Below are 16,276 nucleotides of genomic sequence, written 5' to 3' on the forward strand. Positions count from 1 at the left end.
CCCGTCAGACGTCGAGGTTGGCGACGCTCAGGGCGTTGTCCTGGATGAACTCGCGGCGCGGCTCGACCAGGTCGCCCATCAGGTTGGAGAACAACCGGTCGTGGTCGTCGCTTTCCTTGATCTGCACCTGCAGCAGGGTGCGGACGTTCGGATCGAGCGTCGTTTCCCACAGCTGGCTGGGGTTCATTTCGCCCAGGCCCTTGTAGCGCTGCAGCGAGATGCCCTTGCGGCCGACAGCGTTGATGGCGCCGAACAGCGAGGACGGGCCGTAGATGTCGAAGCTCTGGTCCTTGCGGGTGAGCTTGGCGACCCCACCATAGAGATCGGCGAGCTTTTCCACGGTGGCACGGATCTTCCTGGCATCGGCACTGGCGAGCAACTGTGCATCGATCGAGTGCACTTCGGTGACGCCGCGGATGGTGCGGGTGAAGCTCAGGCCGCCCTGGCCATCGGACTGGCCCTGCCAGCCGCGTTCGACTTCATCGGCCAGCCGGTCGAGCCGGCGGACAACGCGTTCGATGATGGTGGCGGTGCGCGCCGGGTGGAGCAGCGCCTCGGCATCGAGGCCGCCGACGATGGCTGCCTGTTCGATCAGCGAGCGGTTGTAGCGGGTGTTGAGCCCTTCGATGGCGTGGACGATCTCGCGCGCTTGCCTGACGATCTGCAGCAGGTCCTCGCCGGCATGGGCGACGCCATCGCGGGTGGTCAGCACCGCATCATCGGTGCCGGTATCGATCAGGTAATCCTCGAGCGCCCGCTCGTCCTTCAGGTACTGCTCGGACGAGCCGCGCTTGATTTTGTAGAGCGGCGGCTGGGCGATGTAGACGTGGCCGCGGTCGATCAGGTCGCGCATCTGCCGGTAGAAGAAGGTCAGGAGCAGGGTGCGGATATGGGCGCCGTCGACGTCGGCGTCCGTCATGATGATGATCTTGTGGTAGCGCAGCTTGTCCGGGTTGAACTCCTCGCGGCCGATCGAGGTGCCGAGCGCCATCACCAGGTTGCCGATCTGCTCGGAACCCAGCATGCGGTCGAAGCGGGCGCGCTCGACATTGAGGATCTTGCCGCGCAGCGGCAGCACGGCCTGGGTGTAGCGGTCGCGGCCCTGTGAGGCGGAGCCACCGGCGGAATCGCCCTCGACGAGGAAGATTTCGGACTTGGCCGGGTCCTTCTCGGAGCAATCCTTGAGCTTGCCGGCGAGGAAGTTCACGTCGAGTGCCGACTTGCGCCGGGTGAGTTCACGCGCCTTGCGAGCGGCCTCGCGCGCCATGGCGGCTTCGGCCACCTTGCCGACGACGGACTTCGCCTCGGCCGGATGCTCCTCGAGCCACTGCTGCAGCTTATCGTTGACGCCGTTCTCGACCACCGGCCGCACTTCGGACGAGACCAGCTTGTCCTTGGTCTGGCTCGAGAATTTCGGATCCGGCACCTTCACCGAAAGCACGCAGGTCAGGCCTTCACGGATATCGTCGCCGGTAACCGTGACCTTCTCGCGTTTGGTAATACCGCTCGATTCGGCGTAGTTGGTCACCTGCCGGGTGAGCGCTGCGCGGAGGCCGGCGAGGTGCGTACCGCCATCGCGCTGCGGGATGTTGTTGGTGAAGCACAGCACATTCTCGTGGTAGCTGTCGTTCCACCACATCGCCACTTCGACGGTAATGCCGTCGCGCTCGGACGAGAGCATGATCGGCGCACCGATCAGCGGGGTCTTGGCGTTGTCGAGATAGCGCACGAAGGCTTCGAGGCCGCCCTCGTAGTGGAGTTCGATCTCCACCGGCTCGGGATGGCGCAGGTCGCGCAGGATAATGCGCACGCCGGAATTGAGGAAGGCGAGCTCGCGCAGCCGGTGTTCCAGCGTCTTGAAATCGAACTCGACCATGGTGAAGGTCTCGGTCGACGGCAGGAAGGTCACCAGCGTGCCCGAGCGGCCTTCATAGGTGCCCGGCTGGTGGTTCGGCACATAGGTGCCGACCTGCTTCAGCGGCGCCACGGCGTTGCCGTGCGCGAACTCCATCTCGTGGACCTCGCCGTCGCGACGGATATTGAGCTTCAGCGACACCGAGAGCGCGTTCACCACCGAAACGCCGACGCCATGCAGGCCGCCCGACACCTTGTAGGAGTTCTGGTCGAACTTACCGCCGGCATGCAGCTGGGTCATGATGACCTCGGCCGCTGAAACACCCTCTTCGGCATGGATGCCGGTGGGAATGCCGCGACCGTTGTCGTTCACCGACACCGAGCCATCGGCATTGAGCTGCACCGTCACGAGGTCGGCATGGCCGGCCAGCGCCTCGTCGATGGCGTTGTCCACCACCTCGTAGACCATGTGGTGCAAGCCCGAGCCGTCATCGGTGTCGCCGATATACATGCCAGGACGTTTGCGCACGGCATCGAGGCCCTTCAGGACCTTGATGGAATCGGCGCCATATTCGTTCGGATCGGAGGGGGTCTCGGAGGTGCTCAAGGGGGTCCCGAATCAGGTCAGCAGGTCCGCTAAAGTGGGTCTAGCGGATCGGGTGCTCTTACCCAAGGGAAATGGCTATTTTTAGCCCGTTTTACAAGGCTTAGGAGTTCGCAGAGGGGAGCTGGGCATGGGCCTTCTCCCCTTGCGGGAGAAGGTGGCCGAAGGGCCGGATGAGGGGTCCGCAACCGGAGGTTGCGCGATCGGAGCGAAGCGACGAGCGACAGAGTTCGCGGAGAGAACCCCTCATCCGCCCTTCGGGCACCTTCTCCCACAAGGGGAGAAGGCACTCGTCGCGCTCGCCGGGGGCCTAGCCAGGCTCCTTCGCCAGCCGCCCATCCTTCACCGTCACTCGCTGCGCCCCCTCGCCGAGGGCCTCGAACAGCATCGGGTCGGTGCCGGTCATGAAGCACTGGGTGCCGAGGCCGTCGAGGGCGGCGAAAAGGGCAGCGCGGCGGCCCGGGTCGAGGTGCGCCGCGACCTCGTCGAGCAGCAGGAAGGGGGCGATGCCGGCGGAGCGCTTGACCAGTCGGGCATGGGCGAGGATCAGCCCGATCAGCAGCGCCTTCTGCTCGCCGGTGGAGCCGAGCGCCGCCGGCATGTCCTTCTGCGCGTGGCGCACTTCGAGATCGATGCGATGCGGGCCGATCAGCGTACGGCCGGCGGCGCGGTCGAGATTGCGGTTGGCGCGCCAGAGGGCCCGGAGCTCGGCCTCGAGCGCGGCCGAGGACTGCGGCTCGTGACCGTCGGCGAAGAGCGGGGTCAGCGCCAGGTGGGCAGCGGGGAAATTGGCCTCGTCGACGCCCTGCGCAATGAGCCCCTGCAACTCGCCAAGGCTGTCGGCACGAGCGAAATGCACCGCCGCGGCAGCGCCCGCCATCTGTGCTTCGACGGCGTCGATCCAGATGGGATCGGCATCCTCGTCGACCAGCCGGTTGCGCTGGCGCATGGTCTTTTCGAAGTCCGACACCTGGGCCGAGTGGCCGGGGATCAGCGTCGTTACCAGCCGGTCGAGGAAACGCCGGCGCTCGCTGGCGGCCCCGGTGAACAGGCCGTCCATCGCCGGGGTCAGCCACAGCACGCGGAGATAGGCGCTCATCTCCTCGATGGTCCGGGCATTGGCGCCATTGATGCGCGCCCGGCGACCACCCTCGGGCCCGCCGGCGCCGGTGCCGATATCGACTGGTCCCTCCGGCGTCTCGACGGTCGCGGCCACCGCCCAGAGCCCGTCAGAACCCTGCGCCGCAACCTCCTCGAACGGCGCACCACGCAGGCCGCGGCCGGGCGACAGCAGCGACACCGCTTCGAGCAGATTGGTCTTCCCTGCCCCGTTCGAGCCGACCAGCACCAGGTGCCGCCCGTCGAGATCGAGCGCCGCCGACGCATAGTTGCGGAAGTGGGAGAGGCGGAGCCGGGAGATGTAGCGGGAGGGGATCATGAAGGCTGCCCGTCCAGCGCTCTCGCCGCAGCTTTTCGGACGTGGCCGTCGGCGTCGTCCAGCAACGGTCGCAGCGTTTCCATGTCCGCAGCATCACCGAACTTGGCGATCAGCTCGCAGGCAAATATCCGGTGTCGTGGCGTGGTGTCGCCGAGCAGGACTGGCAGCGCACGCCGCCAGCTGGCGGGGCCGGCCAGCGCCGCCATCGCCCACGCCGCCGCGTTGCGAACGTCGCGCTCCCTGTCCCGCGAGAAAACTCCAAGCAGCATGTCGATATCTGCTTCCGAACCCACCTCGCGCAGGGCGCCCAAGGCCGCGCGTCGCGTCAGCGGGTCGGCATCAGCGCACAGCAGCCGCAACTGCGGCGCGGCATCCCCGAGCCTCCACCGGCTTGCGATCTCGGCTGCCGCACGGACAACATAACCAGAGCCGTCGTTGAGTGCGCCCAGCACCAAGCCATCGAGCACGCCATCCGCCGGCGTCCTCCCCAACGTCTCCAGCGCCGAACGACGACGGAAAGCGTCGCGATCCTGGAGCGCCGCGATGAGCCGTTCCCGGTCGGAGGAGGAGGGGGCGCCGGTCACACCCGCATCGGCATCAGCACATAGAGCGCCTTGGCGTCGCCATCCTCGCGCACCAGCGTCGGTGAGCCTGCGTCGTTGAACAGGAACACCGCGTTCTCGGAGCGGATCTGGCCGATGATGTCGAGGAGGTACCGGGCGTTGAAGCCGATCTCGAAGCTCTCGGGCTCGAATTCCACCGCCAGCTCTTCGCTCGCCGTGCCGTGGTCCGGGTTGGTGACGGAAAGCTCGAGCTGGCCTTCCTTCATCGACAGTTTTACCGCCTTGCCGCCGCGATCGGACGCGATGGTCGAAACGCGGTCGACGGCCGTCGCAAACGTCTGCTTGTCGACGTTCATCTGCTTGTCGTTGTTCTTGGGCGTCACCCGGTCGTAATCGGGGAAGGTGCCCTCGATCAGCTTACTGAGCAGCACCACGCCGCCAAGCGTGAAGCGGATCTTGGTGTCGCTGAGCTCGACCTCGACGTCGCCCTCGGCGCCTTCGAGCAGCTTCTGAACTTCGGACACGGTCTTCTTGGGCACGATGATGCCCGGCATGCCCTTGGCGCCGGTGGGCGCGTCAGCCTCGGCGCGCGCCATGCGGTGGCCGTCGGTGGCGACGGCGCGCAGCGTCGGCACGCCGCCGACTTCCAGCATGTGCATGTAGATGCCGTTGAGGTAGTAGCGCGTCTCCTCGTTGGAGATGGCGAACTGGGTGCGCTCGATCAGCTCGCGCAGCGTCGGCGCCGCGACCGAGAAGGTGTGGGTGAAGGTACCGGACTTCAGGTCCGGGAAGCTGTCAGGCGACAGGCACGCGAGGTGGAAGCGCGAACGGCCGGAGGTCACCAGCAGTTGCTCGGTGCCTTCGTTCTCGAGCCGCACTTCGGCACCATCGGAGAGCTTGCGGACGATTTCGTAAAGGGTGTGCGCAGGCACCGTGGTGGTGCCGGCCTGGCCGACCATCGCCGGGACGCTTTCCGTCACTTCGATATCGAGGTCGGTGGCGCGCAGGTCGAGCTTGCCGTCGGATGCCTTCAGCAGCACGTTGGCCAGAATTGGGTAGGTGTTGCGGCGCTCCACCACGCGGTGGACGTGCCCCAGCGACTTGAGCAGATGGTTGCGCTCGAGAGTGACTTTCATAAACTCAAAACCCCTACCGCGGACGGCTATTGCCCGGTCAAAACCCGGTCAAAGCCAAGCGAAACCGGGCTGCGACATTACAATTCAAGGGGCAAAAGGCAAGGGCGCCCGGGGCCGCAGGCCCGCTATCCCTAGAGAAAATGCACCGCGAACGCTGCCCTGGAGGTCGATCGCCTTCTCCCCTCGTGGGAGAAGGTAAGAACGAGCGACCGCCGCTAGCGCTTCTCGCCGTTCAATGCGCGCGCCATGTCGTCGAGCCGGCGCTCCGCATCCTCCGCGTCGAGGCGCACCAGCATCTCGTGCCAGGCCCGATCGGGTGGCACCGGCGGGGGCTCGGGATGCGCCCCGAGGTCGAGACGCTTCAAGCCCTTCCTGATCCGCAGCAATAGCCGCGGGGCTCTCGAACGCGATGTCAGCAACGCCACAACTCACTAGAGACCCTACTGGGTCGAAACTCATAGATCCGCCAATGGTTCAGCCGGCGGCGCCCTCTCCCTGAGGAGAGGGCGAAAAACTCATTCTTCGAGCATGCGCTTGAGGAGTTCGATCTCTTGGGCCAGCTCGCCGTCATCCTTGATCATCTGCTCGACCTTGCGGACCGAGTGGAGAACCGTGGTGTGATCGCGGCCGCCGAAGCGCCGGCCGATTTCCGGCAACGAGCGCGAGGTCAGGGCCTTGGCCAGATACATGGCGATCTGGCGCGGGCGGACCACGTCGCGCGAGCGGCGCGACGAGAGCAGGTCGTTGCGCGGCACCTTGTAGTGGCGCGAGACGATGCGGAGGATGTCCTCGATGCGGACGCGGCGGGCGTCGCGCTGGCGCACCAGGTCGGCCAGCGTGCGCTCGGCGAGCGCCACGGTGATCGGCTCCTTGGTCAGCTGGTTGGCGGCCAGGAGGCGGTTCACCGCCCCATCGAGGTCGCGGCCATGGCTGACCACGACGCGCGCCACATAGTCGAGCACTGCCGGGGCGAAATGCGCATCGGAGAAGCGGCTGACGGCCTGCTCGGCGCGCCGGGTGACGATGGCACGGCGGAGGTCGAGGTCGAACGAGTTGATCGGCACCACCAGCCCGCCGGAAAGCCGCGAGCGCACCCGCTCGTCGAGCATCTCGAGATCGCGCGGCGGCGCGTCGCCGGCCACCACGACCTGCTTGGCCCCGGTGAGGAGCGTACCTAGAGTATGGCCGAACTCGGTCGCGGACTTGCCCTGCAGGAACTGCATGTCGTCGATCAGCAAGAGATCGACCCGGCGCAGCCACTCCTTGAAGCCGAGCGCCGACTGGCGCTGCACGGCGGTGATGAAGTGGTACATGAAATGGTCGGCGGTCAGGTAGACGATGTTCCGGCCCGGCTCGGCCGCCCCGGCGGCCCAGGCGATGGCATTGAGCAGGTGGGATTTGCCGAGGCCAACGCTCGAGTGGATATAGATCGGGTTGAAGCTCACCGTATTGTTAGCGGCCGCGTGTGCGACCTGTTTCGCCACCTGCAGCGCCATCTCATTGGCCCCGCCGACGACGAAGCTGTCGAAGGTCATCTTCGGATCGAGCGCGGAACCGGAAAGCGCGTCGCCGCGCTGGGCCGGCTGCGCCGTCACCGGCTCGCGAATGGTACGCGGCGTCGGCGGCGCGGTGGTCACCTCGGCAACCACCGACTCGGTCGCGGGTTCGGCGTGATGGAGGCGCGGCCGAGCCTGGCCGTTGACCCGCACGGTGAAGTGCAGCCGCTCGAGACCGGCCGACTCGGCGCGAAACGCCTCGAGAATCTTCTCGGAATAGTTCGACTGGACCCAGGAGCAGAGGAAACGGGTCGGAACGCTCAGGTGGGCGAGATCATCGACGATTTCCTCGAGCTCGAGCCGGGCGAACCAGGAATTGAACACATCCTCGCCCACGGCTGCCTTGAGCCGCGCACGGACGCGCTGGAAAACCTCGTTCGAGCCGAGTTGCTGGCCGTCCTTGCCGGTCATCATCATTCCCCCCTTGTCGCTGCCCAGCCCCTTTCCGCTATTTGCATCCGTCATCCAATCAGCACGACCCGCCGCCGAGTTCATCGCCATCGTGTTAGCCCCAAATCCTGTTCTCATGCCGCCCCTTATGGGAGCAGCGCCGCCAACCTTGCTGCCCGCAATTGCGGACAAACCTGTCCTGCCCGCGAACTTCGCCGCGGTTCAGTCTATTCAAACTTTCGAGTGATCCGGGTCGCTGATCGCGCCCGGGCTACCGCAACGTCTTACGAGCCCGCAAGACTACAACTAGTACTAATCAAACCAGACTACGAAAGGAATTTCCCCAAGACTGCCGGCTGCGTCCACACCGCCTCAGCCACGATCTCAAAGTCAGCATTCCTGCCAGTCATGTCGCTCCTCTACTCGGTTCTAGCGCCGGATGTTCCTGAGCGACGAGGGCCATCTTAGAGGGGGGGAATTTTCCAATCAACGGGGGTTTTTTGCCTAGAGGGGGTTGACTCGCACCTCTTGCAAAAACCTTTCCGCGGCACTTTGTCCGCCCCCAAATCCAAGGCGCTGTGACTCAAGGGGGAATCGGGATTTCGTGAGGTTTTCGACACTCTGGCAATTGTGGCAACGTCGCATCAAATGCGGCATTTCATTCCTGACAGGCAGATGAAATTCTGATGACGGACACTGGCAAAGGCCCGGAAACGCAGGGCTTTCGCGAGGGGATAACTCTGTTGCCCAGTGTCGCAAAGCTGTCACAGTCTGCGAGATGGGCCTTTGCTCACCCCGAAATAAGAAAAGCTCCCGTGGGGGAGCTCTTCGGCATTCGCAAAACTGTCGTAACTTCGTCTTGAAGACTGGTGGCCGATCAGGCCTGCAGGGCCTTCACGCGCGAGTTCAGGCGGCTCACCTTGCGGGCGGCCACGTTGGCGTGGACGATGCCCTTCTGCGAGGCACGGACGATCTCGGGCTCGGCTGCCTTGAGGGCAGCGACGGCAACGGCGTGGTCGCCAGCAGTGATGGCTTCCTCGACCTTGCGGACGAAGGTGCGCATGCGCGAGCGGCGCGACTTGTTCACTTCGGTACGGGCCGCAATCTTGCGGGTGGCCTTCTTGGCGGAAGCAGTGTTGGCCATCAATTCCTCTTTGGCGCTCAACCCGTTGGCCCAGCCTGAGCCGGAAATCCAGGGGCGATGAAATGAAATCGGCGGCATCTCGGGCCGCCAAGTTGGGCGCTGTATAGTCGCGACGGGGTGGGACGTCAACTGGATTCCCCGGAGGCGGGGCTAGAGGGGCTGAGCGACCATCGACAACCACCGTCTTGCCTTCTCCCACAAGGGGAGAAGGTACTCCGTCCGGGACCTGCACCAGCTGTCAGTGCTGGCACACGGGACAAAAGAACGTCGAGCGCCCCGACTGGACGATGCGCTTGATCACCCCGCGACAGCCAGGCGTCGGGCACGGCTCGCCCTCGCGGTCATATACCGCAAAGCGGTGCTGGAAGTAGCCCGAGCCGCCGTCGGCATTGCGGAAATCGCGCAGGGTTGAACCGCCGGCGTCGATCGCCTCGATCAGCACAGTGCGCACCCCATCCGCCAGGTCCTCGAGGCGCTTCGACGGCTTGCCGGATTTCAGCACCAGCTTCCGTGCCTCGATGTCCGGGCGGATATGCGCGCGGTGCAGTGCCTCGCTCACGTAGATATTGCCAAGCCCGGCCACCACACGCTGGTCGAGCAGCGCCGCCTTCATCGGGGCTTTCTTGCCCTCGAAGCGCTCAGCCATCTCGGCGGCATTGAAGGCATTGGATAGCGGCTCGGGGCCGAGGCCCTCGAGATAGGGGCTATCCGCCTCATGCTCGAACAGATCGACGAAGCCGAAGCGGCGGGCGTCATTGTAGATGAGCTTCATTGCGCCGTGCTCGGGGTGGGTGAGTTCGAGCACCAGGTGGTCGTGCTTCCTATCCTCGTCGGGCTCGTAATACCGCGACGGTTCCTTGAACTTGAAATCCTCGAAGCGGTAGGCGCCGGTCATGCCGAGATGGCTGAGCCAGGTCTTGCCGTTCGACAGCCGGAACAGCAGGTACTTGGCTCGCCGCCCGGTGCTCTCGATGGTCGCGCCCTCGAGCGCGGTCTTGAAGCCGTCGGGGAACGGGAAGCGCAGGTCTTTGCGGTTCAGCGTCACCTTGTCGATGTGGGCGCCCGTCACGTAAGGCTCGAGCCCGCGGCGCACGGTTTCGACCTCTGGCAATTCGGGCATCGGATCCTCGCTGGGTTCGGCGCCTCTATGTGACCGCAGGGGGCGCCGGTAACAAGCCCACCGTTCTGTCAGGGTTTAGCATGCGCCCGTTTCCCGCATGGCAAGCCTCAGCCCCATCCGCTATAACGCCGGCAATTCGGAGACGCGAGCATGGCTGAGACCACGCATTTCGGCGAACGGACGGTCGCCCTCGACGACAAGCAGGGCCTCGTCAACGACGTGTTCCATCGCGTTGCCGATCGCTACGACCTGATGAACGACCTGATGAGCGGCGGCGTCCACCGCATCTGGAAGGACGCCATGGTGGCGAGGCTTGCTCCGCCCAAACAGGGGAGCGTCCCGTACCGCGTGCTCGACATGGCCGGCGGCACCGGCGACATCGCCGAGCGCATCGTCAACGCCTCGGTCGGCTATGCCGAGGTCACCGTCTCCGACATCAATGCCGATATGCTTCGTGTTGGCGAGGAGCGCTCGCACGGCTGGCGCTTCCCGGCGCAGGTGAAGTTCGTCGAGGCCAATGCCGAGGAGCTGCCGTTCGAGGACGAGAGCTTTGACGCCTACACCATCGCCTTCGGCATCCGGAACGTGCCGCGGATCGAGCTGGCGCTGAAGGAGGCGCATCGCGTCCTGAAGCGCGGCGGGCGGTTCCTCTGCCTCGAGTTCAGCCAGGTCGATACCCCGGTGCTCTCCGATATCTACAAGGCCTTCTCCGATCGGGTGATTCCGCCGATCGGCCGCGCCGTCACCGGCGATGCGCAGCCCTACCAGTATCTGGTGGAATCGATCCGCAAGTTCCCGACGCCCGAGCGCTTCAGCCGGATGATTTCGGACGCCGGGTTCAAGCGCGTCACCCACACCCCGTTTACCGGCAACATCGCGGCGCTGCACGCGGCCTGGAAGCTCTGACACCATGGGGCTCGCCGCCTATTTCCGCCTGGCCCGGGCCGGCTTCGTTCTGGCGCGCGAAGGTGCGCTGTCGATCTTCGACAATGACGCGCTGCCGCCGGTGATGCAGGCCGGCGTACGCTTCGGGCGGCTGTTCGAACGTGGCGAGGTGAAGCGCACCGGCAAGGTCGAGCGGCTCACCCGCGCCCTCAACCGGCTCGGGCCCACCTATGTCAAGCTCGGCCAGACGCTGGCCACCCGCCCGGACATCGTCGGCGCCGACGTCGCCGCCGAGCTCGCGGTGCTGCAGGATGCGATGGAGCCGTTCGACGACAAGCTCGTTCCGGGGCTGCTCGAGGCGGCACTCGGTTCGCGCGCTGCCGAGCTCACCAATATCTCGCCGCCCATCGCCGCGGCCTCGATCGCCCAGGTCCATCACGCGACGCTCACCGAGGGCAATGGCGGGCACAAGGTGGCGGTGAAGATCCTCCGCCCCGGTATTCGCCAGCGCTTCCGCGCGGATATCGAGAGCCAGTATGCCGGCGCCAGGCTCGCTGAAACGCTGGTGCCGAAGCTCCGCCGCCTCCGGCCGGTCGACGTCGTGACGACGCTCGACCGCTCGGCCCGCGTCGAACTCGACCTGCGACTTGAGGCAGCGGCGATCTCGGAGTTCTACGAGAACATCAAGGACGATGCCGGCTTCGTCATCCCCAAGGTCTTGTGGGACTACACCTCGGACAGCGTGCTCACCACCACCTGGGTCGACGGCATCCCGATCCGCGACAATGCGGCACTCGATGCTGCCGGGGTCGATCGCAAGGCGCTGGCGAAGAACCTGCTGCAGGCCTTCCTCCGCCACACGGTGCGTGACGGCTTCTTCCATGCCGACCTGCACCCGGGGAACCTCTTCGCCGACCCCACGACGCACGATGTCATCGCCGTCGATTTCGGCATCATGGGCCGGATTACCCGGCGCGAGCGGCGCTTTCTCGCCGACATCCTCTACGGCTTCATCACCCGGAATTACCGGCTGATCGCCGAGCGGCATTTCGAGATCGGCTACGTGCCGCGCACCCAGTCGATCGACGACTTTGCCCTGGCGCTGCGTGCCATCGGCGAGCCGCAGCATGGCCGCCGTGTCTCCGATATCTCGATGGCGAAGGTCTTGGGGCAGCTGTTCGCCACCACCGAACTGTTCGAGATGCAGACCCGGCCGGAGCTGATCCTGCTGCAGAAGTCGATGGTGCTGGTCGAAGGCGTGGCGCGGGCACTCGATCCCGAGCTCGACATCTGGACCATTTCCGAGCCGATCGTCGGCGACTGGGTACGGCGCTCGGCCGGCCCTCTCGGCCGGATCGAGGAGCTGAAGGATCACTTCGACGTGGTGGTGACGACACTCGGCCGTCTGCCCGCGATCGTCACCAAGGCCGAGACGGCCCTCGACGATTACGAGCGCGATAAGAACTCGCCGGACCGCAAGTTCAACCGCTTCATGATCGTCGCTGGATTCTGGCTCGCCGCGGCGGTGCTGGTTATGGCGCTGTGGCGGCTGCTCGGACTCTGAACGCCGGTTCATCAAGCGTTCATCACTGAGGCCATACCGAGGCAACATGAGCTTGCGGCGCTTGGGACCGGCTCCTACAACGGGGGCAATGCGGCGGGCGATGTTGAGGAGAATTCCATGACCCTGAAGACCATTTCCCGGCTCGCCGGGATCCTGCTGCTCAGCGCGGGCCTCGCCGGCTGTATCGACATGACGGCGGAGATCGACGTCCAGTCGGAAACGACCGGCAAGGCGACCACCACCATGACGATGGGCGCTGATTTCTACCCGATGCTGAAGCAGATGGCCGCCGCGGGCGGCGAGAACGCCAAGCCGGACGACGGCTTCTGCAAGGAAGAGGGCGACGTCCTCACCGAGAACGCCGATGGCAGCGCCACCTGCGTCAGCGTGAAGGAAGGCGAACTCGCCAAGCTCACCGAAGAAGACGGCCCGAACAAGGATTCGAGCTTCACCGTGGTGAGCCCGGGCGTCGTGCGCGTCGCCTTCAAGACCAGCGAGATGACCAGCCAGCTCAGCGAAGGTACCGGCGGCGAACAGGACGCGCAGACCGCGGCGATGATGAAGACCTATTTCGAGGGTCACACCGCCACCATCCGCATCAAGGGCAAGCGCATCGTCGACACCAACATGACCAAGGTCGGCGACAACGCCGCCGAGGTGGTGCTGAAGTTCACCGAACTGCTCGACGGCACCGCCAAGCTGCCCGAAGAGTTCTTCGCCGTCGTCGATACGAACTGACCATGACGGATCGGGTCAAAGTCGATTTCATCTGGCTCGATCACGGCCGGGGCCTCGAAGCCCCGAAACAACAGAGCACGGGCGCGGCAGGAGTTGATCTCCTTGCCGCGCTCGGCGCTTCCGAGACCATGACGATCGAGCCCGGCAAGCGGGCCCTGGTGCCATCAGGCATGTCGATCGCGTTGCCGGCCGGCTACGAGGCGCAGGTGCGTCCGCGCTCGGGACTTGCGGTCAAGCACGGGGTCACGGTGCTCAATACTCCCGGGACGATCGACGCCGACTATCGCGGCGAGATCAAGGTAATCCTGATCAACCACGGCGACGCCCCATTCACCATCCAGCGTGGCGATCGCATCGCCCAGATGGTGGTGGCACCGGTTTCGAGCATAGAATTCGCGCTCAGGGAGACCCTCGATGAAACCAAGCGTGGTGAAGGCGGCTTCGGTTCGACTGGCCGCTAGTTTCGGTTTTCTCGCGCTCGCGGCTGCCCCGACGCTGGCCGGCGATGCCGCCAACCTGGCACTGCTCGGTTTTTCTCCGGATGGCCGCTATTTCGGCTACGAGGAGTTCGGCATCCAGGACGGCTCGGGCTTCCCCTATTCGAACATCTTCATTCTCGATGTCGCCGAGGACAAATGGGTCGGCGGCTCGCCGTTCCGGGTCCAGCACGACGAGGAGAGCCCAACGCTCGCGGGCGTCCGCACCGAGGCGATGGAGCACGCCACTAAGGCATTTGCCGATCTCGACATCACCGAGCCGGCGGTTATCGAGGCGCTGAACGGCGATGGCGAGGTTGGCCATGATGGCACGACGCTCACTTTCGGCACGCGTGGGTTCGACATGAACCCGCCACCCAACCCGGTGACGCTGAAGATCGAGACCTTCGCATCCACCTCGACGGTCCGTTGCGTAGAGGACTTCAGCTTCGAGCCACCGGTCGGCTTCGCGCTGACGCTGGAGGCCGATGGCCAGACCACGGAACTGCATCGCGATACCAGCGTCCCCGCCTCGCGCAACTGCACCGTCGCCTACCGGCCGTACGGCATCGTGGCGCCGGTCAACTGGTCGTGGCTGGGCCGCACGCCGGTCGCCATCATCTCGGTGTTCTCGCACGGCTTCGAGGGACCGGACCGCCGCTTCATCGCCGTGCCGGTGACTGGCCTCAAGTGACCGCCCTCAGTCCGGAAGAAATAAAGCGCTATGCCCGCCACATCGTGTTGCGCGGGGTGGGTGGCGACGGCCAGCAGAAACTGAAGTCGGCGCGGGTGCTGGTGATCGGCGCCGGTGGGCTCGGGAGCCCGGCGATCGCCTATCTCGCGGCGGCCGGCGTCGGGACGCTCGGCGTGGTCGACCACGACACCGTGTCGCTCTCGAACCTGCAGCGCCAGATGATCCACCAGAGCAACGGCATCGGCACGCCCAAGGCCGAGAGCGCGGGGACGTTCGTTGCCGGGCTCAACGCGCATGTCGAGTACATCCCGCATATCGAGCGCATCACCCAGGAGAATGCCGCGCGACTGCTGGAGGGCTACCACCTGGTGCTCGATGGCACCGACAATTTCGGTACCCGCAAGATCGTCGCGGAAGCGGCGGAATCAGCTGGGATCCCGCTGGTTTCAGGAGCCGTTTCGATGTTCGACGGCCAGGTCACGGTCCTAATGCCGGGCGGCAGGCAGTTCCGCGACCTCTACCCCGATACCCCGGACGAAGCCGACTTGCCCTCATGCGAGGTGGTCGGCGTGCTCGGCGCTGTCACCGGCGTAATCGGCACGCTGATGGCGATGGAAGCGATCAAGCTGATCACCGGCGTAGGCGACCCGCTGGTCGGCCGCCTGCTACTGTATGACGGGCGGGCTGCGCGGTTCACGGAGCTGAATTACTAGGCTGGTATTCATCTATCCACCGGCGTCATCCGCGCGAAGGCGGGGGTCCTGGGATGCTTCAGGACCAGCGGACGTCGAGATATCGCACTAGGTTCCCGCCTTCGCGGGAATGACACCAGTGGTGATGGGCGACCTAGAAAGCGCAGACCGACCAGACGCGCCTACGCGTCCGGGTGCTGGAACACCAGCGTGGCGTTCGTCCCGCCGAAGCCGAAGCTGTTCGAGAGCGCGATGCCGATATCGACGTTGTCGCGGCGCTGGCGCAGGATCGGCATGTCGGCGAACACCGGATCGAGTTCCTCGATATTGGCGCTCTCACACAGGAAGCGGTTGCGCATCATCAGGATGCAGTAGATCGATTCCTGCACGCCCGTCGCGCCGAGCGAGTGGCCGGTGAGCGACTTGGTGGCCGAGATCGGCGGACAGCTGTCGCCACTGCCGAACACGGTGCGGATCGCTTCCATTTCCTTCAGATCGCCGACCGGCGTCGAGGTGGCGTGCGGGTTGATGTAGTCGACCTTGCCCTTCACCGTCGACAGCGCCTGCCGCATGCAGCGGATGGCGCCCTCGCCCGACGGGGCGACCATGTCGTAGCCGTCGGAGGTCGCGCCATAGCCGACCAGTTCCGCGAGGATGGTGGCACCACGCGCCTTGGCGTGCTCGTATTCCTCGAGCACAAGTACGCCGGCGCCGCCGGCGATGACGAAGCCGTCGCGCTTCGCATCGTAAGCCCGCGAGGCCTTTTCCGGCGTGGCGTTGAAGTCAGTGGACATGGCGCCCATGGCGTCGAACAGGTTGCTGAGCGACCAGTCGAGATCCTCGTGGCCACCGGCAAAGACGATGTCCTGCTTGCCCCACTGGATCTGTTCGTAGCCCGCGCCGATGCAATGCTTCGATGTCGCGCAGGCCGAAGTGATCGAGTAGTTGACGCCCTGGATACCGAACGGCGTCGCCAGCGTCGCCGAAGCGGTCGAGCTCATCGCCTTGGGCACGGCCAGCGGCCCGATGCGCTTGGGGCCACGCTCGCGGGTGATGTCTGCCGCTTCGATCAGGGTGGGGGTGGAGGGGCCGCCCGAGCCCATGATGATGCCGGTGCGCGGGTTCTTGATGTCTTTTTCTTCGAGCCCGGAATTGGCGATCGCCTCTTGCATGGCGATGTAATTCCACGCAGCGCCCTTGCCCATGAAGCGGGTGGTGCGGCGGTCGAGCACTGCGAACGGATCGAGCTTGGGCGCGCCATGCACCTGGCAGCGGAAGTTGTACTTGGCATAGTCCTCGGCGAAGACGACGCCAGACTTGGCCTCCTTAAGGCTCACGATCACTTCATCGAGATTGTTTCCGATAGAGGAGACGATCCCCATGCCGGTGACGACAACGCGCCTCATATTGCCTCCTCTTGGT

15 protein-coding genes are annotated in these 16,276 nt (G+C 65.3%); 6 read left to right on the forward strand and 9 right to left on the reverse strand.

Annotated features, from left to right (window positions below; translation table 11 throughout):
• Window positions 1-4: 4 nt before the first annotated feature.
• From gyrB to mutM, 8 genes are all read right to left on the reverse strand, one after another.
• Complete coding sequence (gene gyrB / locus AC1DWU_RS19140; protein WP_477151600.1) at window positions 5-2,461, reverse strand: DNA topoisomerase (ATP-hydrolyzing) subunit B; 2,457 nt, start codon at window positions 2,459-2,461, stop codon at window positions 5-7.
• A gap of 307 nt (window positions 2,462-2,768) precedes the next feature.
• Window positions 2,769-3,896 (reverse strand): DNA replication/repair protein RecF, encoded by a 1,128-nt coding sequence (recF, locus tag AC1DWU_RS19145; RefSeq protein ID WP_477151601.1) that lies wholly within the window; start codon window positions 3,894-3,896, stop codon window positions 2,769-2,771.
• The gene (locus AC1DWU_RS19150; protein ID WP_477151602.1) at window positions 3,893-4,480 is read right to left on the reverse strand and encodes a HEAT repeat domain-containing protein; all 588 of its coding nucleotides are present in this window, start codon (window positions 4,478-4,480) and stop codon (window positions 3,893-3,895) included. Before AC1DWU_RS19150 ends, recF begins: the two co-directional genes overlap by 4 nt.
• Window positions 4,477-5,595: a DNA polymerase III subunit beta gene (gene dnaN, locus AC1DWU_RS19155; RefSeq protein WP_477151603.1), complete on the reverse strand. Its 1,119-nt coding sequence runs from the start codon at window positions 5,593-5,595 to the stop codon at window positions 4,477-4,479. Before dnaN ends, AC1DWU_RS19150 begins: the two co-directional genes overlap by 4 nt.
• A gap of 215 nt (window positions 5,596-5,810) precedes the next feature.
• Complete coding sequence (locus AC1DWU_RS19160) at window positions 5,811-5,960, reverse strand: hypothetical protein (protein WP_477151604.1); 150 nt, start codon at window positions 5,958-5,960, stop codon at window positions 5,811-5,813.
• Between the two features lie 150 nt (window positions 5,961-6,110).
• On the reverse strand, window positions 6,111-7,565 hold the full coding sequence (gene dnaA / locus AC1DWU_RS19165) for a chromosomal replication initiator protein DnaA (RefSeq protein WP_477151605.1): 1,455 nt from the start codon (window positions 7,563-7,565) through the stop codon (window positions 6,111-6,113).
• An 853-nt stretch (window positions 7,566-8,418) separates the two neighbouring features.
• Entirely contained in the window at window positions 8,419-8,685 is a 267-nt protein-coding gene (gene rpsT / locus AC1DWU_RS19170) for a 30S ribosomal protein S20 (RefSeq protein WP_055047341.1), read from the reverse strand.
• Between the two features lie 238 nt (window positions 8,686-8,923).
• On the reverse strand, window positions 8,924-9,805 hold the full coding sequence (gene mutM, locus AC1DWU_RS19175) for a bifunctional DNA-formamidopyrimidine glycosylase/DNA-(apurinic or apyrimidinic site) lyase (protein WP_477151606.1): 882 nt from the start codon (window positions 9,803-9,805) through the stop codon (window positions 8,924-8,926).
• A 150-nt stretch (window positions 9,806-9,955) separates the two neighbouring features.
• On the opposite strand from mutM, the gene ubiE reads away from it, so the two are divergent.
• The 6 genes from ubiE (at window position 9,956) to AC1DWU_RS19205 (ending at window position 14,875) form a co-directional block, all read left to right on the forward strand.
• Window positions 9,956-10,711: a bifunctional demethylmenaquinone methyltransferase/2-methoxy-6-polyprenyl-1,4-benzoquinol methylase UbiE gene (gene ubiE, locus AC1DWU_RS19180; RefSeq protein WP_477151607.1), complete on the forward strand. Its 756-nt coding sequence runs from the start codon at window positions 9,956-9,958 to the stop codon at window positions 10,709-10,711.
• A 4-nt stretch (window positions 10,712-10,715) separates the two neighbouring features.
• Complete coding sequence (gene ubiB, locus AC1DWU_RS19185) at window positions 10,716-12,254, forward strand: 2-polyprenylphenol 6-hydroxylase (RefSeq protein WP_477151608.1); 1,539 nt, start codon at window positions 10,716-10,718, stop codon at window positions 12,252-12,254.
• 117 nt (window positions 12,255-12,371) lie between these two features.
• Entirely contained in the window at window positions 12,372-12,992 is a 621-nt protein-coding gene (locus AC1DWU_RS19190; RefSeq protein ID WP_477151609.1) for a hypothetical protein, read from the forward strand.
• A gap of 2 nt (window positions 12,993-12,994) precedes the next feature.
• Window positions 12,995-13,453, forward strand: coding sequence for a dUTP diphosphatase (gene dut / locus AC1DWU_RS19195; protein WP_477151610.1), 459 nt, complete (start codon window positions 12,995-12,997; stop codon window positions 13,451-13,453).
• Complete coding sequence (locus AC1DWU_RS19200; protein WP_477151611.1) at window positions 13,407-14,162, forward strand: DUF2259 domain-containing protein; 756 nt, start codon at window positions 13,407-13,409, stop codon at window positions 14,160-14,162. The genes dut and AC1DWU_RS19200 overlap by 47 nt, the downstream gene beginning before the upstream one ends.
• A complete protein-coding gene (locus AC1DWU_RS19205) occupies window positions 14,159-14,875 on the forward strand; it encodes a HesA/MoeB/ThiF family protein (RefSeq protein ID WP_477151612.1) in 717 nt (238 codons plus the stop codon). The genes AC1DWU_RS19200 and AC1DWU_RS19205 overlap by 4 nt, the downstream gene beginning before the upstream one ends.
• Before the next feature lie 161 nt (window positions 14,876-15,036).
• Here the strand turns inward: AC1DWU_RS19205 and fabB are convergent, their stop codons facing one another.
• Complete coding sequence (gene fabB / locus AC1DWU_RS19210; protein WP_477151613.1) at window positions 15,037-16,260, reverse strand: beta-ketoacyl-ACP synthase I; 1,224 nt, start codon at window positions 16,258-16,260, stop codon at window positions 15,037-15,039.
• Between the last annotated feature and the right edge of the window lie 16 nt (window positions 16,261-16,276).

The organism is Devosia sp. P2_G7 (assembly GCF_056403495.1).